Below are 19926 nucleotides of genomic sequence, written 5' to 3'. Positions count from 1 at the left end.
TACCCGACTGCCCATGATATCGCCTGCGCGCATGATCCGTATCTGGCTGGGTGCCAGCCTGCGTTCCACACGCTGGCAGGTCAGCGGCTCACAGGACTCCAGGGATCTTCTGCTACAGCCAGATCAGGGATTGGTGGTCGCTTTCTGGCACCGTTCCCTGACCCTGGCTCCGGCGCTCTGGTTCTGGGCAACCGCTCATGAACCTCGCCTGCGACTCAGGGTGCTCATTTCCCGAAATGCGGATGGCCTACTGATTGCCGACGCCGTCCGTCCATGGGGAATTATTGGCATCCACGGATCGTCTTCCAGAAAAGGCAAAGACAAAGGCGGCGCCGCTGTCATGCGCACCGCGCTCCGGGAACTGAAGGATGGTGCTTTCGTCGCCATTACGCCTGATGGTCCCCGCGGCCCTGCCGAAGATGTCCAGCCCGGCGCAGTGGCGCTCTCCCGTCTGGCAAAATGCGCCGTTATCCCCATGGGTCTCGCCTGTAACGGCATCCATCTGCCCTCATGGGACAGAATGCTATTCCCCCTGCCTTTTGGCAGAGGATCACTGGTTGCGGGGGCACCACTTTTCCAACCCGATGCAGAAACCTTGAAGAAAGCGCTGGAAACGGTTTCTCAGCAGGCAGAAAGCACCGTACGGCGACAGAATTTTTCCATCATGGATCGTCTATGGGCCATCATCGGAACACTTCTGGCCCCGTCCCTCACCATCATGTTTCGTCTTCGCGTCCACCGGGGGCGTGAACTACCAGACAGATTGCGGGAACGCATGGGTCTGGGTGGTGGTGTTCGACCAAATGGGAAACTTCTCTGGATCCATGCCGCCAGCGTTGGAGAGACACTTTGTGCCCGCCCGCTAATGGACGATCTGCTTGCACGACAGCCTGACCTGAAAATTCTGTTCACAACGGCCACAGTCACGGGAGCGGAAATCGTCGCTACACATCCGGAGTTTGGCAAACGTGTTCTCCATCGTTTCATCCCTCATGATGTGCCGCGCTGGTTCGGTCGCTTCCTCAAACGCTGGAAGCCCAATGGCGCCGTTTTTGTAGAAAGCGAACTCTGGCCCGGGATCATTACAGCCTGTTGCCGCCAGAACATTCCCACAATGGTCGTCAATGGCCGATTGTCGGATCGTTCCGCACATCGCTGGGCCAAGGCAGGACCTCTGGCGCGCCGGATGTTTTCACGCCTGAGTTGGGTCGCGGCTCGCGGGGCTGAAGACGCCACACATTTTCGCAGTCTTGATGCCAGTCCGGTTTATGAAGACGGGGATCTCAAACAGGATGCCGCCCCTCTGTCCTGCGATGAGCAGGAACTGAAGCGCCTGAAAGCCCTCATCGGTGATCGTCCGGTGTTCGTGGCGGCCTCCACGCATCCAGGCGAAGAAGACCTGGTTCTGGAAGCCGCAGCAATCGCGCGGCAGAGGACACCTGATCTGCTGACCATCCTCATCCCCCGTCATCCTTCCCGAGGCGCAGAACTGGCACAACAGTTCGGGCTAAATCGTCGTCGGTCTCAGGGTCAGGACCCAGACGCCACAACCTCCGTCTGGATTGCAGATACACTCGGGGAACTGGGGCTGTTCTACCGACTGGCAGACAGTTGTTTCATCGGCAATTCCCTGGCTGGCAAAGGCGGCGGACATAATCCGTTTGAGCCTTTGCGGCTGGGGATCCCAACCGCGACTGGCCCGTTGATGACCAACTGGCGTGAAGCCATGATCCTGCTTCAGGATTATCTTCACATCGTCAGGGATGTCGCTACTCTGGCAGAGTGGATGACCACAGCGCATGCCACAGCTTCGACGGGGGAACTTCAGCGCTCCGTAGTGTCGAAGCTGAGCCCTCGTATTCTGGAGACACTTGAACGATGAAGCTGCAGGCTCCGCGATTCTGGTCCGTTCCCCGGATAGGGCCTGCCGCGTTTCTGCTGCGTCCGTTCGGAACCATTGCGACTCGCCTGACACGCCGCCGTCTCAAAAAATCCGGGTTTCAGGCCCCTGTTCCTGTCCTGTGCTGCGGCAACATAACAGTCGGCGGAACAGGAAAGACTCCCCTGACCCTCGATCTGGTCCAGCGCCTTATTGAGCGTGGACATCATCCTCATATTCTCAGCCGTGGTCATGGCGGACGCGAACGTGGGCCACTGGAAGTCAATCCCGGCCGGGCCAGCGCCAGGGATGTGGGCGATGAGCCCCTCCTGCTCGCCCGTGCCGCACCGACATGGATCGGGCCCGATCGGGGCCAGACTGCACGCCTGGCCATTGGTCAGGGGGCCGACTGCATCGTGATGGACGATGGCTTCCAGAATGCGAGTCTGCAGAAGGATGTTTCAATTCTGGTTGTGGACGGCACAGTCGGCTTTGGAAACGCACAGGTGATGCCGGCTGGCCCATTGCGTGAACCGGTCATGGACGGGCTGAAGCGGGCACAGGTCGTGGTCATCATTGGCGACGACCGTCACAACCTTCTGCTGACCCTTCCCCCATTCCTGTTCAAAACGCAGGCCCGACTTGTTCCCGGACCAGAAATCCGGGGTCTTCAAGGGCGGCGCGTTGTAGCTTTTGCGGGCATTGGCCGGCCGGAAAAGTTCTTTTCCATGTTGCAGGATGCCGGCGTAACCCCCGTGCGCTCCCTGCCCTTCCCGGACCATCACACCTATTCCAACAATGATATTCAGCGCCTTGAAACGCTGCGCCGGGAATCCGGCACCACTCTGGTGACCACAGCCAAGGATGCGGTCAAACTTCCTCCTGCCTTTCGGGCGCAGGTCACGGTCGTCAATGTCGAGCTGCTCTGGGCAGACCCCAAGGCACCCGACCATATTCTGGATCTGCTTTTTCCCCTGTCATGACCTCTCTTTCATACCGGGCAGAAGCCCTGATCGTGCGCATCCTGCTGGACGGGCTCCGCATTCTGCCACCTTCCGTGGCCTCTACCCTCGGTGGATCGGTAGCGCGAACAATCGGTCCACTTTTGCCAGTTTCCAAAGTAGCAGACCAGAATCTGCAGCTGGCCATGCCACAGATGACCCGCGACGAACGCCGCAAAACCGTTCGGGACTGCTGGGAAAATCTGGGGAGGACCGTTTCAGAGTTTCCCCATGTTGGACACCTGAAGCAGAACACGCCCTCTGGTCCGGGATGGCAGGTTGAAGGGGCGGAACATCTCGAAGCTGCCAAAGCCACGGGACGACCGATCATTTTCTTTTCCGGCCATATTGGGAACTGGGAACTGATGCCGCCGGTCGTGGCCCGTTTCGGCATGCCATTCGCGTCTTTCTACCGCGCGGCAAGCAATCCCACAGTGGATTCCATCATCCATGCCCTTCGACGGGAAGCGATGGGAGCAGACGTTCCCATGTTTCCAAAAGGCTCCAAAGGCGCACGTGCAGCCCTCAGGCATCTCTCAAAAGGTGGCCATCTCGGCGTCCTGGGCGACCAGAAAATGAACGATGGCATCGAGGCTCAGCTCTTTGGCCGCGCCGCAATGACAGCCTCGGCTACGGCAGTGTTTGCGCTGCGTCATAACGCCCTGATCGTAACGGGTCATGTCCGCCGAGATGGTCCAGCGAGACTCGTGCTTGTTGTAGACGAACCCATTGATTTCCAACCGACACAGAATCGACAGGCTGACATTCTGGCTCTGACCCAGCGACTCAACGACCGGCTTCAGGAATGGATTGAGGAACGCCCTGGGTCCTGGCTCTGGCTTCACCGGCGCTGGAGCAAAGACCTGTATCGGAATATGACAACAACATGTTGAGCTATGCGTTTTTCGCATGGCAGATTTGCCACAGTGAGGAAAGTTTATGTCGCCAGACGGGGTTTTCGCGTCATTTAAGATTGTGAAAGGCCCCGTTTGGATTTTAGCCTGACCTCATCGCAATCACCGGGCTCTTCCGCCCCGCTTTGATGAGGACTTACCTGATGGCGCAGGCAACTCCCCTTCTTGACCTTTCCCCCGTTTCCATGGGGGGTAATGTCATTACCCTGAGACAGGGTGTGCTTCCTCGCCACCGTGAATATCTGTCCCGGTGGCTCGAAGCTGGCATGCGGATGGGTCTGTTCGATGCAGAGATCACTCCGGTCGACTCTGGCGTTACCAATTTTGATGGAACGACCCCGATCGAGCATGTTCTTGTCTGGGTCCGTGAGAATCCCGACCCTGCCTACATGCTGCGTCCACAAGGCATGCGCTGGGTTCTGATCGACCATCTGCGAAATCACGAACTCGGCAGCTACGCCAGCTTCGAACTGGCTCTGCACACCATTCGCCCAGTCCTGCCGCTGGCAGAAACATACGCCGCCTGACAGCGCTTTGAGGCATCAAACGGCCTCTTTCTGCTGTTCCCGGCGTTTTGGCCAAAAGCAGGCATAAAAAAACACGCGCTGGTCGCCGCAGACGCGTGTTTCTTCCTTTAAGAAATAAGACGCTTTCTTAGCTCGGTCGGGCCGCGATATCCCGCGATGCCGGAACAATAATCCGGGCGCCCCCGCCACGCTGAATCTGGTAGATCGCCAGCGCGCGCGTCACATGCCCATCCGGACGCAACCGGAACAGACCATCCACCCCCATATAACCATCCGGCCGTGTCAAGGCTGCCGTCGTAGGGCCACCCTGCTTCATCAGACTTCCAGCCAGAGCGGCCGCATCATAGGCAAAGTCCGTGACCGGGGACGGTGCCTGCTTGTAGACGGCCTTATATTGCCCGACATATCCGTTGCGATCCTTGGCGTCCGGCGCAGCGTACCAGGCACCATGCAGCGCACTCAGCTTGCCATCAAACGCCTTCCAGAGCGCCGGCCCCATGATCTGAACCTGACTGGCATCAATGTGATCATCGCGCAGAGCCGTAATGATATGCCCCAGTTCCATACCGGTGTCGGCCAGAACCAGCGCGTCAAACGGCGGCGGCGGAACAGGAGGGGCTGCAACAGGCTGCGAAGGTGTTGCCTGAGCCGGAGTGGCAGCAGTAGCCGAATCGGGAGCAGCTTCTGCGGTCGGGTCAACAGCAGACGGACCGGATGGCACTGTCGGCGCAGGAGCAGGAGGCTGACGGTTCGCAATATCCGACAAGCTCTTCAGGCCATCATCAATGCTCTGGGCATCCATTGCGTGGAAAACGATCTTCGGCTCGTTCAGACCGTCATCGCGACAGGCACGCTGAAGACCCTCTGCCATGGCGTGACCAAGCGCATTGTCAGGCAGGAATGCAGCAAATGTTTTGCGACCCGTCGCCCGTGCGGCGTCCACCATGCGACGAACCTGCTGCTCCGGTGTCAGACCCATGACCCAGACGCCCGGACGCGCCTGTGTCGAATCGCTCGTAAACGCCAGGACAGGTTTGTCTGCTTCCACAGCCAGTGGCGCAACAGCGGCCGTTTCCGTAGCGGTCAACGGCCCCAAAATCATCGCATCACCACGGGAAAGCGCATCATGCGCTGCCTGTGCGGCACCTCCTGCGGCGTTGCTGTCATGAATATCCAGCGCTGGAGACCCTTGGGCAGAAAGAGCGAGCTTGGCGGCGTCTCGCATACGACCACCAATGGCTCCGTAGCGCCCGGTCAGCGGCAGAATCAGGCCAACATCATGCGCGCCCGGCGCCTGACTAGAGCCAGGAATACCGCCCACACCCGGGATCAGCGAAGAGCCTCCGCCCGAGCAGGCGGTCAGCGTCAGGAAGGTTCCAGCGGCGAGGCCAGTGCTTACACCCTTGCGCAGACGGCTCATCGGTCCAGAATAGGGCCTTGAGTTCGTCACCGAGGATGCAGATGTCCGAAAAGTCATGTTCCGCTGAAACTCCCTTGAGCGATACGGCTGAAATATTAACGGCCGCCCCGCCATCGGAGCATGGCCCGAAAGTGGGGGGACAACTGATATTGGTTGCGACGCCAATCGGCAACCTGGCCGATATCAGCGAACGCGCGATAGAGACCTTACAGAGCGTTGAGGCGATTTTATGTGAAGATACGCGGGTTACGGCAAAATTGCTGATGTCCCGCAACATCTCCACGCCCACCAGAACGCTGCACGATCACAACGAACAGGATCGCACCCCGTTTCTCATTGAAAAACTTTCTGCAGGTGCACGATACGCCGTCGTGTCAGACGCGGGCACCCCACTGGTCTCAGACCCCGGCTACCGTCTGGTGCGAGCAGCCATTGCCGCTGGTATTCCCGTTACGGCCATTCCTGGCCCGAACGCGGTCATCACTGCTCTGACCCTGTCCGGCCTCCCCCCCCTACCTTTCATGTTTCTGGGCTTTCCGGCACCGCGTAGCGAAGCCCGCAAGACCGGCTTTGCAACGCTCCGCGCAGCCGAACAGGCTGGCGTACGCTCTACGCTGATCTGGTATGAAGCACCGCATCGTCTGGTTGAAACACTGGAAGATCTGATTGAGGTGTTCGGGCCCGATCGCGAGGCCGCCGTTGGTCGCGAACTGACGAAGCGTTTTGAAGAAATGGTGCGCGGAACGCTCACAGAAGTGCTGGCTCATTTTCAAACAACAGCACCGCGCGGAGAAATCACGCTTCTGATTGGCCCATCAGCAGAAGATGACAGTGGCGCGGATGATCTGGATACGCATCTGCGACAGGCTTTGGAAAGCCATTCGGTCAAGGACGCTGCAACGCTTGTCGCCGGGATCGTGAAACTTCCGAAGCGCACGGTTTATGCCCGTGCGCTGGAACTCTCAAAAGAGATGAAGAGCTAAGTCCTCAGTCTTCGGATTTTGGAAGCGTGAACAAAGACTGGGACACGCTTCCACCCGTCTTTACATCCGACAGAGCAATTCGGGTCGTTCGCCCCTGCGCATCTACGACTTCCCATCCCAGAAGAGCCAAAGGCGCCTCCGAAAATACGAGGGTCAAGTTCCCCTCACCCGGGTTATCGGTTTTCTCAACCTGAAGGTGGATCTGACCGCTTTTGCGCTCGAATCCCGTAACAGTCACGTCCCCAGACAGTTTCAGGTCAGGGCGAAGCAGAAGGCCCAGCGGGGTGCGGTCCAGCGGAATGACCGTGACCTGTCCGACGCTGCGATCCTGAAACACGACCTTCCCGTCATTCGCGACCAGCAAAAGCGGGCTTGGGCTGTCATAATCGAAACGCATCCGCCCCGGACGATCCAGCGTCGCCGTTCCATCAACGGTTTTACCGTCGGGAGCAATCTGCTGAAAGCGGGCCTGAAGGACCGTAATCTGACCCAGCGTATCCTGAATACGGGCAATCCATCCCTGATCCACAGGACGAAGCTGCGCCGGAACAGCCTGCGCCAGAGCAGGAAACGGGAGAGCAGCAACGGACATGAAAGCGCTGGCTACAGCCGCGCGAAAGAAAAGATGGTTCATCATCCCTCTGGAACTACCGATCGGGGAGCGGGTTGCAAAAAGCGCCCGCTTCCCCAATTCATAGCGCCTCCCGATAAAAACCGGAATGTTCAGCTTCAGATCGAAGCTTCGCGGAACAGTGGCTTCACGCTGCCGCCCCATGCGCCCTCATAAAGGGCCAGCCAGTATTCGGCTTGATTCGGGCCACCTTCTGCAATCAGATGCAGCGGGTCGAGGAAGTGAGCCTCATTACGAACACGCGCCCGAAGTCCCTGCTCTGCCAGTGTCAGAACCCGCTTGGCCAGAGCTTTCAGACCACCTGGGAATTCAGCCTGCATTCCCTTTGCGGGCACATCGGCACGAAGCTGCTGATAAACCTCCCAAGGCTGTTCCAGAACCAGCTTTTCAGCCGCTTCCAGCGTGGCCGGATCATACAGAAGACCAACCCAGAGTGCGGACTGCGCAACCATCATCTCCGGCTTACCAGCATCCGCGCCACGCATTTCCAGGAACTGCTTGAGGCGTACATCCGGGAACGCAGTCGTCAGATGGTCTTCGAAATCGCCGATGGTCGGGGTCAGACCTTCCAGACCGGGCTGCGCCTCGCCATTCAGCCAACGACGGAAGGAACAACCACTCACGTCAATATTCTTTCCATCGCGGGCGACGAAATACATCGGAACGTCCAGCGCCCAGTCGACATACTTTTCGAAGCTGAAATCTTCTGCGAAGAACAGAGAAGGCTGACCTGCACGCTGGTTATCAGTATCTGTCCAGATGCGGGCACGGTTGGACATGAACCCGTTGGCCTTGCCTTCCACGAAAGGCGAATTGGCAAACAGCGCCGTTGCCAGAGGCTGAAGAGCCAGAGACACACGCATTTTGCGGGCCATATCCGCTTCGCTGCCAAAATCCAGATTAACCTGCACGGTGCAGGTCCGTGTCATCATGTCCAGACCGAGGCTCCCGACCTTCGGCATGTAATTCCGCATGATGGCGTAGCGGCTTTTGGGCATCCACGGCATGGCATCCCGGCCCCAGAGCGGCTGGAACCCAAACGGAAGGAAGCCAATTCCAAGCTCGGAAGCCGGACCACGAATCAGGTCAAAATGCTCCTGCATTTCAGCCTGCGTTTCCTGAAGCGAGACAACTGGCGCACCTGAGAGTTCAAACTGCCCCGCAGGCTCCAGGGAAATCGAGCGACCTTTCTGGCTGTTCTGACCAGCCAGACCAATCAGCGCCTCTCCATCATGAATCGGCGCCCAGTCCGGCCCCTCCAGCTTCTGAAGAAGAGCGCCAATACCCTTAGGCTCGTAGGGAGGAGCCGACAGCGGCTCACGCCCGTCATCCTGTCCCGGCAGCACAAACCCGAACTTTTCATGCTCGGTGCCAATCTTCCACTCAGACTGCGGCTTGGAGCCACGCTCCAGAACCTCGACGAGCTGCGCCCGATTCTCGATCGTTGCGCTATTGGACGTGCCGGGATTGGACATGGCGGTTTTGCCTCGGTTTAAAATCGTTGTTCGATATTGATTGAACTTGTAGCAGGTCAGACGATCCTGTCACCCTCACGCGCCACGTCTGAGCGCCAGACGGGCCAGGCCAGCACAAACAGCAGTCTCGGCCCTCAGCACAAGCGGCCCCAGCGTCAGAGCATGGACAGCGGGATGTCGCTGAAGCAACAAAACCTCGGCGTCAGAAAATCCGCCTTCCGGTCCAATCAGCAGCGCCGCCGCTTTCAACGGACCATCTTCGCCAGGCCGACGCTCCAGCGCCGCAAAAAGCGGCTTGTCGTCTGGCCAGGTAGAGAGAACGGTTTTCAACGGTTCAGGCGGATGAATCATCGGAATATCCAGCCGCTCACATTGTTCAGCAGCCTCGGACGCAATCAGGGCAAGACGGTCCAGATTCAGACGATGGGTATTGGTTCGTTCCGTAATGACGGGTCGAAAGGCGGTCACGCCCAGTTCCGTACCCATGCGGATCACAAGCTCTGTCGCGTCCCGCTTCAACGGCGCGAACAGAAGCTCCACACCGTCCGTTGGCTGCGGAGGACGCTCCATTGCCCCAAGGACAATTGTCCCACGGTCTTTGCGAAGGGTCTGGATCGTCGCAGCCCACTCCCCGTCCGTCGCATTGAAAACACGAACAGCGTCTCCAACAGCCTGTCGCATGACATTGCCCAGGTAATGGGCCTGACCAGCAGGAAGCGGAAGTTCCAGCCCTTCCGTGAAGGTGACATCCGGAACTTCAAGATAAAGACGGGGATCAGATCGGCTCATCCTTTTCCGATAGCGCGCTCCAGCCATTGACGGAAGCGCCTCCGCCACGCATCAGGGGCTTTGATGAACAAAACCAGCCCCCATACCGATATCAGCCTGACAGGCTGGACCGGCCGCCTGCCTGAGCCATGGCGGTCCTACGCGCTTCTGGCCCGGCTGGATCGGCCGGTCGGAACATGGTTGCTGTTCCTTCCCGGCGTGTGGGGGCTTTTCCTTGCGCCAGACGCACCGCTTGAGCTTCGCGTCCTCTACACGGCACTCTTCGCGTTCGGCTCCCTTGTCATGCGGTCTGCCGGATGTGTCGTGAACGACATCTGGGATCGCGATATTGATGCCAAGGTTGCCCGAACCGCTGGTCGCCCATTGGCCAGTGGCGCACTTTCTCTGAAACAGGGACTCAAGCTGCTCGCTGCCCTGCTCTTCTGCGGCCTGTGTGTTTTGCTGTGCCTACCCGTGGCCTGCTGGATTCTGGCCCCTTTTGCACTGATTCTTGTGGCCCTGTATCCCGCCGCGAAGCGTGTTACCTGGTGGCCTCAGCTTGTCATGGGCTTCACGTTCGGTTTCGGGGCCCCCATGGGCTATGCTGCGGCAGGTGGGCGCCTGGATGGGAACGGCGCCCTGCTCTATGGTGCCGTCATTCTCTGGCAACTTGGCTTTGATACCATCTATGGCTTTCAGGACATGGATGATGATGCACGCATCGGCGTGCGCTCCACGTCCCGCCTTATGGAAAAGCGTGCCAAACCCTTTATCGCCACCTGCTATAGCCTGATGCTGCTGGCTCTGGGGCTGGTCGCCATTCACGCCCATCTGCACTTTGGCTTCTGGGTGTTCTTTGCAGTGGCAGGCCTGCTTCTTCTTCAGCAGGCCCGTACGCTTAACCCCTACGACGCACCGAACTGCCTGCGCCAGTTCAAACAAAACGTCCCGATCGGTTTCCTTCTGGCTCTTGCCTTCATCTGCGGAAGACTTTGAACACCATGCCCGTCAGACTGCAGGACCCAGCGGCATTCATCCGCGACCACACGGCAGTCGAAAGGGCCGGACTTGTGCCGGAAATCGCCCTGCATCTGGCAACAGATATCACTCCTATCTGGCAGGCCAGCGAGGCGTTTCTTGAAGCGCATGGCATTGAGCCGCCCTTCTGGGCCTTTACGTGGCCGGGCAGCCAGCTTATCGCACGCTATATTCTGGACAACCCTGAGCGGGTGCACGGCAAGCGTGTTCTGGACGTCGCATGCGGATGCGGTCTAGCCGCCATTGCTGCAGTAATGGCCGGGGCATCTGCTGTAGACGCCAACGATATCGATCAAATGGCGCTGGAAGCCACTGCCCTGAACGCCACACTGAATAGTGTCACGGTGACTCTTCTTGCTGGAGATCTGGTAGGCTCAAAGCCTGACTGCGATCTCTTGGTCATCGGAGACGTCTGTTACAACGAGGCCATGGCCGCACGCATCATGCCATGGCTGCTGGACTGTGCCCAGCACTGCGAAGTCTGGCTCTGCGATCCCGGACGGCATTACGCTCCCAAACTGGATCTGGACATTCTGGCTCAACAGAACGTCCAGACCACTCAGGAGCTGGAAAGTACCGACCAGCGCACAACAACACTCTTCAGTCTGCGAGGTACTTCCGCCCAAGACTAAGAGCGGATCCTGTCAACGCGGCGATCATCGCGCCGCCGAGGCAGATAAAGGCTGGGTGAGAGAAGATTGTGAAAAGGGCAGCCACGAGCAAGGCGCCCGTCGTCTGCCCTCCAAGACGTGCGACTGAGAGCATGCCACTGGCCCCACCTTCCCGACCGGCAGGGGCCGACACCATGATGGCCCGGTTATTGGGAGGTTGGAACAGACCAAAACCACACCCAGCCAGCAGGGTGCGCCACGCAATCGCAGCATTACTCGCATCTAGCGGCAACAGCCAGAGCAGCAGAAAGCCAAAAGCTGTCAGCAGCAATCCCAAGGAAGACAGCACAGAGGCAGGAAAGCGGTCAGCCATTTTCCCGACCACAAATGACATTACAGCCACGCCAACCGCCCACGGCGCAATCAGAAGCCCGATCGTGGAATCGCCACGATGAAAGGCTGACGCCAAGGTGAAAGGCATGGCGACAATATAGAGGTTTGAGGCCACAAAGCCGAGAAATCCAACCAGGCAGGCCAGCAGAAATGGCCGCCGCGCCAGAAGATCCACAGGAACAATCGGCTCCCGACGCCCCTTCTGATACCGGAGCAGAAGCCACCAGCAGATCAGACCAGCGCCAGTCAGCAGCGATCCCGGCAGGAAGTCGCCGTGCATCAATCCATCGAGACCGATGCCAAGCAACGCAAAAGAAGCCACGGTCAGGATGGAGCCGGGAATATCAGCCTGCGTTTCGCTTCGGGGCGTTTGTGGCAGAGCAAAATGCGCCATGGCAAGAGCCGCCAAGGCCAGAGGCAAATTGATCCAGAAAATCCATGGCCAGCTCGCGACCGAAAGAACAATCGAACCAATCGTTGGCCCCAGAGCCACACCAATACCCACAAAAAGGCCATTCAGGGCAATGCCCTTACCAAGCTCTGCATGGGGATAAATGAATCGCACGAGCGCGATATTCACGCTCATGATGCACGCCCCCCCAACCCCCTGAAGGGCCCGGGCCAGCGTCAGTTCCAGCAGGTTCTGGGACAGGGCGCAGCCGACAGACGTGATGAGAAACAGGAAAATGCCAATCTGGCTCATACGGGCAAAGCCTACCCGCGACCCGAAAGACGCCAGAGGCAAGAGGCAGGACAGGTTGGCCAACTGATAGGCATTCACCACCCAGATCGCCCGTGAAGACGGGGCATTCAGATCATGGGCGATGGACGGAAGCGCCACGTTCGCAATGGCGTAATCCAGAACGGAAAGCAGCAGTCCAAGCAGAACGGCTGACATGGCTTTGACACGCTGGGCTCCGTAAAGCCCAGCGTGTCGTTGGTGGTCGCAGTCGAGATCTTTCTCGCCAGCGGCAGCGACTTTCATCACGATTAACGCCCCAGATCCCTCAATTTTTTACCGGCAAAAAGATTGGTCTCAATCATCTCAAGAGAGACACCTTTCGTTTCCGGAACCATCATGAGCGTGACAAGCATGAAAAGTCCATTGAAAGCGGCAAACATAATAAATGTTGATGCAGCGCCCATAGCGACCATGATCATCGGGAAAGTCTTGGAAATCGCCCAGTTTGCCCCCCAGTTTGTGACAGTAGAGCAGCCAATTCCGAAATCACGTCCGCGCGTGGGCTGAACTTCGGAGCACAGGGTCCAGACAAGCGGCCCCTCACCGATTGCGAATCCAGCCACGAACAATAGAACAAACCCGCACAGAGCAATCTGAGCCTCAAAGCTCGAAGCGCCGACCGCCAACAGGATGCCCACACCCAGCAACGCCAATCCCGCAATGACGCAGCTCAGGATGAGAAGCGGACGACGGCCCCATTTGTCCACGCAGGCAATCGCCACACCCGTTAGGATCATGTTCGTCAGACCGACAAGTGTCGTAGCCCAGATGGACGCGTTGACACCAAAATGGGCCGCCTGAAAAACGCGCGGCGCATAATACAGCAGGGCATTGATCCCGGTCAGCTGCTGCATGACCTGAAGAAGCATACCGAGATAGACAGAGCGACGGAAATTGGGATTGCTACGAAACAGGCCGAACCCGGCATCGCTGCTTTTGTGCAAACGCGCCTGAATGTCGGCCAGTTCAGCTTCTGCCACTTCCTCGTCGGAACGCAGGCTGTTGAGAACACGGCGTGCATGGTCCTTGCGCCCTTGCATCATCAACCAGCGCGGGCTGTGCGGGAGGATCAACACAATGCCCAGAAACAGCGTTGCAGGAACCGCCATGATTCCGAGCATCCAACGCCAGTGCTGACCGCTCGCCAGAAGACTGTCAGACACGAAGGCGAGGAAAATGCCGAGCGTGACCATCAACTGGTAAAAGGAAATCATGGACCCGCGAGCGGATTCGACAGTGATTTCAGAAATATAGAGCGGCGCAGCAAACGCTGCGAGACCTACGGCCAGTCCCAGAAAGACGCGCCCGATAATCAGGATCAAAGCAGACGGTGCCAGGGCGCACAGCAGCGTCCCGAGAAGAAATAAAATTGCGGCGCCAAGCATGGCCCCGGTACGCCCGTATCGCGTGGAGATACGCCCAGCAACCAGAGAACCAAATGCGGCTCCTGCCATCATGGACGATACAATCCACCCTTGCAGGGCGTCACTGGCCTGAAAATCTGTAGCGATAAAGGGCAGAGCGCCCGCAACCACACCAGTATCGAGACCGAACATCAGGCCAGCAAGCGCCGCCATGATCCCCAGTGCCGTAGCGCGTGCCGTGCTGCGTTGAGGCTCCCCTGAAACGTCCTCACTGCGGACCGCAGCAATCCCGACCATAATTCCTGTTCCTCATCCTTAACTCAGGTCTGGCTCATACCTGACGATCTTTCTAGGACCGAACACAAACCAACACCAACGTTTGGAGAGGGATAGATATACGAAAAGAGGGAGTTTTATAGTCCAGTTTAGATTTTCTGTTCCGGTATGCGTACGATGCATACCGGAACAGAAAAGAGCATCACTTATCTGCGTAAGGGTTTTTCGTGCCACGCAACTGGATACGGATTGGCACACCCGGCATATGGAACGTCTCGCGAAGGCCATTGACCAGATAGCGCTTGTACGCATCTGGCAGCATTTCAGCGCGGGTCCCAAACAGCAGGAAGGTTGGCGGACGTGCCTTGACCTGCGTCATGTAGCGCAACTTAAGACGACGACCATCCACCAGTGGCGGCTGATGCCGGTCCAACATTTCCTCGAACCAGCGATTGAGTTCGCCCGTCGTGACACGCGAGTTCCAGACTTCGTAAGCCTTACGGACCGCGGGAAGCAGACGATGAACACCCGCCCCTGTCAGTGCAGAGAACGTCACCACAGGGATACCACGAACCTGCGCCAGGGATGTCTCGATCCGGTCAGAAATAGCCTTGCGGGTCGCAACACGATCTTCAACAGCGTCCCACTTGTTCAGGGCAAGAACGCAGGCACGACCCTCTTTCTCGATCAGACGCGCGATCTGGAGATCCTGCTCATGAACACCGAGCGTGGCATCCAGAGTCAGAACAACCACTTCTGCCATTTTCAGCGCTTCAATGGACGCAGAGACAGACATGCGCTCCAGAGGCTGCTCGACGCGTGCGCGTTTCCGCATGCCGGCCGTATCAACAAGACGGATCGGTCCAACCTCATCGAACAGTTCCACCGAAATGGAGTCACGGGTCAGGCCGGCTTCCGGGCCAGTAATCATGCGCTCTTCGCCCAGAAGGCAATTCAGAAGCGTTGATTTACCTGCATTCGGGCGGCCGACAATCGCAAGATGCAGCGGTCCAGCCGGACGTTCTTCCTGCTCTTCGCCCTCTTCAGGCTCTTCGTCACGACGACGATGGCGAACCTGACGAGGCGCATGTGGCAGACGATCCACAATCTCACCCATGAGATCGCTGATGCCTTCGCCATGCTCGGCCGAAAGAGCCAGTGGCGTCCCCAGACCCAGCGAATAGGCTTCCAGTGCCGCATCAGTTCCAGCTTTGCCTTCTGCCTTGTTGGCAATCAGCATGACCGGGCGGTTCTGACGACGCAGCCAGTTGGCGAAATGGGCATCCGTTGGCGTGATGCCTGCACGGGCATCAATGCAGAACAGAACCAGATCCGCCATGGAAACAGCGGATTCGGAAGAGGCCCGCATACGCCCGAACAGCGTATCCGGCGCCGCTTCTTCAAGACCGGCCGTATCGATGATGCGGATACGACGACCGCGCATGAGGGCCTCGCCCTCCTTGCGGTCGCGCGTTACACCGGGCTCGTCCGAAACAAGCGCCTGACGGCGTCCGACGAGCCGGTTGAAAAGAGTGGATTTCCCGACATTCGGGCGCCCGGCGATAACAACGATGGGCAGGTTCTCAGAGGTCATTCGTTCAGCCATAGGCCCGCAGAACAGCATCCTGGGACAGTGTCAGCACCAGACCGTCACAGACGATTGGCTGAACCTGGCATGGCGCCGTGGTTTTACGGGTCGATTCAATTTTGCCTGTTACGGCATCAACAACCACCATGCCTTCCTGTGGCAGGGTGGAGAAACAGATCAGCTTGCCGTTTACCAGAAGAGGACCGACCCACTGGACGGCATCCTTCTGAACTTCCTGACGGCGGAAGCGACGAAGCTGTGTAATCCAGCGCACATGACCAGACAAGCGGTCCAGACAGGCGAGCTGCTGATCCGTGGACAGGACAAACATCCAGTCGCCACAGATTGTCAGGGGTGTCTGGCCGCTGACTTCACGCTCCCAGAGGCGGCGACCAGACCGCATGTCCACAGCCACGAGAACGCGGGACATGGAGATGGCGTAGGCCGTTCCCTTAACGATGACTGGTGCACCACGGATACAGGAGAAATCCAGCATGGCGCCCATACCATTGGCACCGCCAAGACTGTCACTCCAGACCATTTCGCCGGATGTCGCACGCAGGGCAACGAGATCACCGCTGCCAAAGCCTGCAAGCACCACCCCATCTACGATGGCGGGAGCAGCCTGACCAAAGACAACCGTATCCGCACCAGTGGCCTGATACGTCCAGACCTGACGACCTGTCGCAGCTTCCAGCGCAAACAGACGCTCATCAATCGTCCCGAAAACGACCAGACCGTCCGCGATGGTTGGCGCAGAGCGGCCCGGCGTTCCGAGATCGACAGTCCATTTTACCTTGCCGGTTGCAGCATCGACTGCCAGCGCCTGCGCCACACCGTCGACGATGTAAAGCGTGTCGCCTTCCAGTGCGACGCCACCACCAATATTGGTGGAGCGGGACTTGGCTGGTGCTGGCTGATGTGACCAGAGTTGCTTCATACCCGGCCAGGTCCATGCTTTCACGACACCCTGTGCGTCCGTCGTGAAGATACGACCATTTCCAATCACTGGCGGCGACTGAATCGCGCCACGACTGTTCGGCAAGATGGCCACCATGGCCAGGAAGCTCGTCGGGTTGACCTCGGCGCCGATCGAACGGCTCCATTTGAGATCAAGGCCACTACCAATCGCATTAACCGAAACATGATCCGGCGTGCGATCCGGCTGGAGCCATTCCGTTACAGCCTGCGGGGCTGAAAGGCTGATCGGCGTATGATCTTCGGGATCAACGGTCAGGCCAGCCCCGGTGGACAGAACGTCAACACGATGGCCAGCCAGCATTGGCTTTTCATCATCATTAAACAGGCTGCATCCACCCAGTGCGGTCAGGGCAGCACCGGAACAGGCGACCTGTAACAAGGAACGACGGTTCACGGTCGGGGAAGATCGGTCAGGGCGGCGCATCAACCAGCGTCTCCAAAGGTTTCAAGCAGAGCCTGTGCACGGGCACGAACCCCTTCAGACGCATCAGCATTCCCGCTGATCTGCGTCAGCAAACGCTGGGCTTCTTTCTGCTGTTCGGCAGTTGCGCCAGAACGCAGATCCAACCCAACAAGACCTTCCTGCGCCAACGCCCCCCAGGCCCCACCATTCTGGGCAAGACCTTCATAGCCGGGACGCAGCGTCTTCGGATCTGCCGTGTTGGTCTGGGCATTCAGGACCATGTACCGCGCCAGATCCTTCAGTGCAGGTTCGGCAGCAGAATCGGACGCAACACTGTTCCAGGCTTTCAGCGCAGAGGCCGTATCGTGATCCTGCATCTTCAGATCAGCCAGACGCAGCGCGGCATAGGAGCGAACTCCCGCCGGGCCATGATCGGCCAGATCCTGAAAAGTTGCTTCAGCCTGCTGCGTGACAGACTTGTCATGCTTGGGATCAGCCAGCGTTTCGAGTGCCGTGAAATATCGGGCGGAAGCCGCACCCTGCGCCGCTTTGCGGGCATGAGTCTGCCATTCCCAGACGCCACCGCCGATCGCGCCTACGACGACGACACCTGCCACGACAGCACCCCATCGACGTGCAGCTGCCCGTAAGCGCTGAAGCCGAATTTCCTCGTTCACCTCTGTGATGAAATCGTCCGCCACCTGGTCCCCTGTTGGATCGGTTTTGTAAAGTTCTGGCGGAACCATACAGGTGCCGCACGTTTGCGGCAAACGCTTCGCTTGAGAAGCTGTTACCGAAAGAAACTCATCGCCGTTTTAGGGCTTCCTTAACTCCTGCCAGATGATCTTCTCCGGCATGAAGAAACCAGCCCTGCTGCTGCCATCAGCCCTGATGCTTTGCGCTCTCGGCGGATGTGCCCCGGACCGCATTGCCTCTGCCCTCACCGGCAAGGACTGCAACACAGCCTATCTCTATGACGACGAGAGTTTCTGCTCCCGTCCAGTTGGGCCGCCCCCGCCCCAGCCTTACTGCACGACCAGCTTTGAAGGGACGGATTGCTGGGCCAGGCCGGACCTGATGCCCAATGTGGCCCGCCAGACCTATGAAGGCCCGACGAGCCTTACCCCTCTGCAAAATCAGACACGTATGGGGCAGTAATGTTTTTTAGTGGTGCCCGAGCTTACGGCCAGCAGCCGTCAGTTCCGTGGACAGCTTCTGGAATGACCCTGCAATGCGGGACTGCACCGCCGCACTCGCTGTATGGATATGCGAAATCCTGGCGCTGGCGTCCTGACTGATGGCAGTTTCTTCGCGATTGGCTTGCCCTGAGACGCAAGCGTTATAGGCCCGGGCCTCTTTTTCGTAAGCCGTTACGCGGTCCACGCTCTCGTTGTACTGGGCGACCGTCCCGGCTTTGACCGTGGGTGCCGTCGGCTCGGCACCACATTTGGGCGCACTCCAGCCGGAGTCGGCAGCCGTAGCTGTTCCAGCAGCAAGCACGGACAGAAGAGACAGGCCGCACAGCGCGGCAACGGGACGAATCATAAAGCTCCCTTTCCTGGTCGAAGCGTCGCGCGCCCTACGCCCCGATCAAGGCGCAAATTTGGCAAAACGTCCCGTTGCGTTTCCAATCACTTCATCGTCCTGCATGACGACTGTTCCGCGCACGATGGTTGCCATCGGCCAACCCGTCACCTGCGTGCCGTCAAAAGGCGTCCAGCCGGCCGGAGACGCGATCCAGTCATTCGTGATTTCGCGCTCCGCCTTCATATCTACCAGCGTGAAATCCGCGTCGAAACCGACAGCCATCCGCCCCTTTGTCTGAAGCCCGTAAACGCGCGCCGGACCAGCAGCCATCAGATCGACAAGGCGGGACAGGCTCAGGCGACCCGCATTCACATGATCGAGCATAACCGGCACGATCGTCTGAACGCCCGTCAGACCGGCGGGGCAGTTCGGCCACGGACGTTTCTTGGCCTCAAGCGGATGCGGCGCATGGTCGGATGAGACGACATCCACACGACCATCCTGAATGGCTTTCCAGCTTGCTTCGTAATGATACTGATCGCGCAGAGGCGGATTCATGACGGCGAGACCGCCCAGCTTTTCGTAGCAGTTCGGGCCGACCTGCGTGAGATGATTGACCAGAACTTCAACCGTTGAAACATCCCGGAAGCCTGCCAGATACTCCAGTTCTTCCGCCGTGGACGTATGAAGAATATGGGCCGGACGACCCGTCTTGCGGGCAATCGCCATAATACGACGGGTACCGAGAAATGCACATTCCACATCCCGCCAGATGCTATGTGTGGCATAGGGCTGCCCTTCATGGAACATGGGCTTGCGCTCCTGAAGACGGTATTCATCTTCAGAATGGAAGCAAACGCGACGATGACCGGAGCGCATGACGGCTTCGATACCGGCATCATCTTCAATCATCAGATTACCGGTTGAAGACCCCGCAAAGACCTTGATCGCGCAGACACCCGGCTGCTGCTCCAGCATCGCAAGGTCCGGCGTGTTCTCACGGGTTGCGCCGATATACATGCCAACGTCCACATGCGCGACCTTGCTGATGTGCTCACGCTTCCAGTCCAGCATCGCCTTATCCGTGACGCTGGGAGACGTGTTGGGCATGTCAAATACGGTCGTCACACCACCAAGAGCCGCGGCGCGTGTTCCGGTTTCCAGTGTTTCGACAGCTGCATTTCCCGGATCGCGCAGATGCACATGACTGTCGATCAGACCGGGCAGGACATGCAGCCCGGTCGCATCAATCACACGGTCGGCATCATCGTCTTTCGAAACGGACAGGGAAGCAATGCGACCATCCCGAACACCCAGATCAGCCTCGGCCTCACCCCATGGAAATACACAGCGGCCATTCCGGATAATCAGATCGTAATGCATGGTCTGTCCTCATTGAGTCTGG

Annotated in this window: 19 protein-coding genes; 8 read left to right on the top strand and 11 right to left on the bottom strand. The window is 58.5% G+C overall.

The annotated features are described in order from the left end of the window. The first annotated feature begins 31 nt into the window (after positions 1 to 31). The 4 genes from HKD32_RS10885 (at position 32) to HKD32_RS10870 (ending at position 4321) form a co-directional block, all read left to right on the top strand. On the top strand, positions 32 to 1882 hold the full coding sequence (locus HKD32_RS10885) for a glycosyltransferase N-terminal domain-containing protein (protein ID WP_228118974.1): 1851 nt from the start codon (positions 32 to 34) through the stop codon (positions 1880 to 1882). After that, positions 1879 to 2862 (top strand): tetraacyldisaccharide 4'-kinase, encoded by a 984-nt coding sequence (gene lpxK / locus HKD32_RS10880; RefSeq protein WP_061931736.1) that lies wholly within the window; start codon positions 1879 to 1881, stop codon positions 2860 to 2862. Before HKD32_RS10885 ends, lpxK begins: the two co-directional genes overlap by 4 nt. Continuing rightward, on the top strand, positions 2859 to 3773 hold the full coding sequence (locus HKD32_RS10875; RefSeq protein WP_061931734.1) for a lysophospholipid acyltransferase family protein: 915 nt from the start codon (positions 2859 to 2861) through the stop codon (positions 3771 to 3773). Before lpxK ends, HKD32_RS10875 begins: the two co-directional genes overlap by 4 nt. Before the next feature lie 164 nt (positions 3774 to 3937). After that, a complete protein-coding gene (locus HKD32_RS10870) occupies positions 3938 to 4321 on the top strand; it encodes a hypothetical protein (protein WP_010502410.1) in 384 nt (127 codons plus the stop codon). 127 nt (positions 4322 to 4448) lie between these two features. On the opposite strand, the gene HKD32_RS10865 is transcribed toward HKD32_RS10870, so the two are convergent. After that, positions 4449 to 5741, bottom strand: coding sequence for a penicillin-binding protein activator (locus HKD32_RS10865; RefSeq protein ID WP_061931732.1), 1293 nt, complete (start codon positions 5739 to 5741; stop codon positions 4449 to 4451). A 149-nt stretch (positions 5742 to 5890) separates the two neighbouring features. Here HKD32_RS10865 and rsmI point away from each other — a divergent pair, with 149 nt between their 5' ends. Continuing rightward, the gene (gene rsmI, locus HKD32_RS10860; RefSeq protein WP_034881643.1) at positions 5891 to 6724 is read left to right on the top strand and encodes a 16S rRNA (cytidine(1402)-2'-O)-methyltransferase; all 834 of its coding nucleotides are present in this window, start codon (positions 5891 to 5893) and stop codon (positions 6722 to 6724) included. Positions 6725 to 6728: 4 nt separating this feature from the next. Here rsmI and HKD32_RS10855 read toward each other — a convergent pair whose 3' ends face one another. The 3 genes from HKD32_RS10855 to HKD32_RS10845 form a co-directional block, all read right to left on the bottom strand. Beyond that, positions 6729 to 7361 (bottom strand): LolA family protein, encoded by a 633-nt coding sequence (locus HKD32_RS10855; protein WP_061931818.1) that lies wholly within the window; start codon positions 7359 to 7361, stop codon positions 6729 to 6731. A 92-nt stretch (positions 7362 to 7453) separates the two neighbouring features. Next, positions 7454 to 8830: a glutamate--cysteine ligase gene (locus HKD32_RS10850; RefSeq protein ID WP_061931730.1), complete on the bottom strand. Its 1377-nt coding sequence runs from the start codon at positions 8828 to 8830 to the stop codon at positions 7454 to 7456. 75 nt (positions 8831 to 8905) lie between these two features. Then, positions 8906 to 9646, bottom strand: coding sequence for a 16S rRNA (uracil(1498)-N(3))-methyltransferase (locus HKD32_RS10845; RefSeq protein ID WP_194257979.1), 741 nt, complete (start codon positions 9644 to 9646; stop codon positions 8906 to 8908). Between the two features lie 36 nt (positions 9647 to 9682). Here HKD32_RS10845 and ubiA point away from each other — a divergent pair, with 36 nt between their 5' ends. Continuing rightward, the gene (gene ubiA / locus HKD32_RS10840; RefSeq protein ID WP_194257978.1) at positions 9683 to 10594 is read left to right on the top strand and encodes a 4-hydroxybenzoate octaprenyltransferase; all 912 of its coding nucleotides are present in this window, start codon (positions 9683 to 9685) and stop codon (positions 10592 to 10594) included. A 5-nt stretch (positions 10595 to 10599) separates the two neighbouring features. Continuing rightward, on the top strand, positions 10600 to 11268 hold the full coding sequence (locus HKD32_RS10835; RefSeq protein WP_061931724.1) for a class I SAM-dependent methyltransferase: 669 nt from the start codon (positions 10600 to 10602) through the stop codon (positions 11266 to 11268). On the opposite strand, the gene HKD32_RS10830 is transcribed toward HKD32_RS10835, so the two are convergent. From HKD32_RS10830 to HKD32_RS10810, 5 genes are all read right to left on the bottom strand, one after another. Further along, complete coding sequence (locus tag HKD32_RS10830; protein ID WP_194258012.1) at positions 11237 to 12625, bottom strand: MFS transporter; 1389 nt, start codon at positions 12623 to 12625, stop codon at positions 11237 to 11239. The two genes, HKD32_RS10835 and HKD32_RS10830, sit on opposite strands and share 32 nt — an antisense overlap. A gap of 5 nt (positions 12626 to 12630) precedes the next feature. Continuing rightward, positions 12631 to 14043, bottom strand: a complete 1413-nt coding sequence (locus HKD32_RS10825) for a sugar porter family MFS transporter (protein ID WP_061931720.1) — start codon at positions 14041 to 14043, stop codon at positions 12631 to 12633. A gap of 181 nt (positions 14044 to 14224) precedes the next feature. Beyond that, a complete protein-coding gene (der, locus tag HKD32_RS10820; protein WP_034881641.1) occupies positions 14225 to 15616 on the bottom strand; it encodes a ribosome biogenesis GTPase Der in 1392 nt (463 codons plus the stop codon). 4 nt (positions 15617 to 15620) lie between these two features. Beyond that, a complete protein-coding gene (locus tag HKD32_RS10815; RefSeq protein ID WP_061931718.1) occupies positions 15621 to 17015 on the bottom strand; it encodes a PQQ-binding-like beta-propeller repeat protein in 1395 nt (464 codons plus the stop codon). Further along, positions 17015 to 17695, bottom strand: coding sequence for a tetratricopeptide repeat protein (locus HKD32_RS10810; RefSeq protein ID WP_234781770.1), 681 nt, complete (start codon positions 17693 to 17695; stop codon positions 17015 to 17017). Before HKD32_RS10810 ends, HKD32_RS10815 begins: the two co-directional genes overlap by 1 nt. A 154-nt stretch (positions 17696 to 17849) precedes the next feature. Here HKD32_RS10810 and HKD32_RS10805 point away from each other — a divergent pair, with 154 nt between their 5' ends. Further along, positions 17850 to 18152 carry a hypothetical protein gene (locus HKD32_RS10805; RefSeq protein WP_010502387.1) on the top strand — a complete coding sequence of 101 codons (303 nt, stop codon included), beginning with the start codon at positions 17850 to 17852 and terminating at the stop codon, positions 18150 to 18152. A 6-nt stretch (positions 18153 to 18158) separates the two neighbouring features. On the opposite strand, the gene HKD32_RS10800 is transcribed toward HKD32_RS10805, so the two are convergent. Next, the gene (locus HKD32_RS10800) at positions 18159 to 18539 is read right to left on the bottom strand and encodes a hypothetical protein (protein WP_061931713.1); all 381 of its coding nucleotides are present in this window, start codon (positions 18537 to 18539) and stop codon (positions 18159 to 18161) included. Positions 18540 to 18584: 45 nt separating this feature from the next. Continuing rightward, complete coding sequence (locus HKD32_RS10795) at positions 18585 to 19904, bottom strand: dihydroorotase (protein ID WP_194257977.1); 1320 nt, start codon at positions 19902 to 19904, stop codon at positions 18585 to 18587. Positions 19905 to 19926 lie beyond the last annotated feature (22 nt).

This window comes from Gluconobacter japonicus (assembly GCF_015244665.1).
Classification (GTDB): Bacteria; Pseudomonadota; Alphaproteobacteria; order Acetobacterales; family Acetobacteraceae; genus Gluconobacter; species Gluconobacter japonicus.
This window is presented reverse-complemented; position numbering and strand designations above follow the sequence as displayed.

What these genes read in the sequence shown, in the direction of transcription:
- HKD32_RS10795 (WP_194257977.1), bottom strand. Translation starts at nt 19,904, where the DNA reads ATGCATTACGATCTGATTATCCGGAATGGCCGCTGTGTATTTCCATGG.
- ubiA (WP_194257978.1), top strand. Translation starts at nt 9,683, where the DNA reads ATGAACAAAACCAGCCCCCATACCGATATCAGCCTGACAGGCTGGACC.
- lpxK (WP_061931736.1), top strand. Translation starts at nt 1,879, where the DNA reads ATGAAGCTGCAGGCTCCGCGATTCTGGTCCGTTCCCCGGATAGGGCCT.
- HKD32_RS10800 (WP_061931713.1), bottom strand. Translation starts at nt 18,539, where the DNA reads ATGATTCGTCCCGTTGCCGCGCTGTGCGGCCTGTCTCTTCTGTCCGTG.
- HKD32_RS10825 (WP_061931720.1), bottom strand. Translation starts at nt 14,043, where the DNA reads ATGGTCGGGATTGCTGCGGTCCGCAGTGAGGACGTTTCAGGGGAGCCT.
- HKD32_RS10855 (WP_061931818.1), bottom strand. Translation starts at nt 7,361, where the DNA reads ATGATGAACCATCTTTTCTTTCGCGCGGCTGTAGCCAGCGCTTTCATG.
- HKD32_RS10865 (WP_061931732.1), bottom strand. Translation starts at nt 5,741, where the DNA reads ATGAGCCGTCTGCGCAAGGGTGTAAGCACTGGCCTCGCCGCTGGAACC.
- HKD32_RS10850 (WP_061931730.1), bottom strand. Translation starts at nt 8,830, where the DNA reads ATGTCCAATCCCGGCACGTCCAATAGCGCAACGATCGAGAATCGGGCG.
- HKD32_RS10805 (WP_010502387.1), top strand. Translation starts at nt 17,850, where the DNA reads ATGAAGAAACCAGCCCTGCTGCTGCCATCAGCCCTGATGCTTTGCGCT.
- HKD32_RS10885 (WP_228118974.1), top strand. Translation starts at nt 32, where the DNA reads ATGATCCGTATCTGGCTGGGTGCCAGCCTGCGTTCCACACGCTGGCAG.
- HKD32_RS10845 (WP_194257979.1), bottom strand. Translation starts at nt 9,646, where the DNA reads ATGGCTGGAGCGCGCTATCGGAAAAGGATGAGCCGATCTGATCCCCGT.
- HKD32_RS10830 (WP_194258012.1), bottom strand. Translation starts at nt 12,625, where the DNA reads ATGAAAGTCGCTGCCGCTGGCGAGAAAGATCTCGACTGCGACCACCAA.
- HKD32_RS10870 (WP_010502410.1), top strand. Translation starts at nt 3,938, where the DNA reads ATGGCGCAGGCAACTCCCCTTCTTGACCTTTCCCCCGTTTCCATGGGG.
- HKD32_RS10835 (WP_061931724.1), top strand. Translation starts at nt 10,600, where the DNA reads ATGCCCGTCAGACTGCAGGACCCAGCGGCATTCATCCGCGACCACACG.
- der (WP_034881641.1), bottom strand. Translation starts at nt 15,616, where the DNA reads ATGACCTCTGAGAACCTGCCCATCGTTGTTATCGCCGGGCGCCCGAAT.
- HKD32_RS10875 (WP_061931734.1), top strand. Translation starts at nt 2,859, where the DNA reads ATGACCTCTCTTTCATACCGGGCAGAAGCCCTGATCGTGCGCATCCTG.
- HKD32_RS10815 (WP_061931718.1), bottom strand. Translation starts at nt 17,015, where the DNA reads ATGCGCCGCCCTGACCGATCTTCCCCGACCGTGAACCGTCGTTCCTTG.